This window comes from Pseudoalteromonas sp. SWYJZ19, assembly GCF_015864375.1.
Classification (GTDB): domain Bacteria; phylum Pseudomonadota; class Gammaproteobacteria; order Enterobacterales; family Alteromonadaceae; genus Pseudoalteromonas; species Pseudoalteromonas arctica.
Genome location: NZ_JADYXI010000062.1, coordinates 1 through 741 on the forward strand (window position 1 = coordinate 1; position 741 = coordinate 741).

The 741-nt window shown below is 49.9% G+C and carries 1 rRNA gene; it reads left to right on the forward strand.

The features are described from left to right. Positions 1-741 (forward strand): 23S ribosomal RNA (locus I6F45_RS21250); the annotation flags it as partial.

Here is a 741-nt window from a genome sequence, read left to right on the forward strand (position 1 = left end):
ACTTGTTGGGTGACTGCGTACCTTTTGTATAATGGGTCAGCGACTTATATTTTGTAGCGAGGTTAACCGAATAGGGTAGCCGTAGGGAAACCGAGTCTTAACTGGGCGAATAGTTGCAAGGTATAGACCCGAAACCCGGTGATCTAGCCATGGGCAGGTTGAAGGTTGAGTAACATCAACTGGAGGACCGAACCCACTAACGTTGAAAAGTTAGGGGATGACCTGTGGCTAGGAGTGAAAGGCTAATCAAACCGGGAGATAGCTGGTTCTCCCCGAAATCTATTTAGGTAGAGCCTCGGACGAATACTTACGGGGGTAGAGCACTGTTAAGGCTAGGGGGTCATCCCGACTTACCAACCCTTTGCAAACTCCGAATACCGTAAAGTAATATCCGGGAGACACACGGCGGGTGCTAACGTCCGTCGTGAAGAGGGAAACAACCCAGACCGCCAGCTAAGGTCCCAAAGTCATAGTTAAGTGGGAAACGATGTGGAAAGGCCCAGACAGCCAGGAGGTTGGCTTAGAAGCAGCCATCCTTTAAAGAAAGCGTAATAGCTCACTGGTCGAGTCGGTCTGCGCGGAAGATGTAACGGGGCTAAACTATGCACCGAAGCTGCGGATTCAGAATTTATTCTGAGTGGTAGGGGAGCGTTCTGTAAGCCGTTGAAGGTGTACCGGGAGGTATGCTGGAGGTATCAGAAGTGCGAATGCTGACATGAGTAACGATAATGGGAGTGAAAA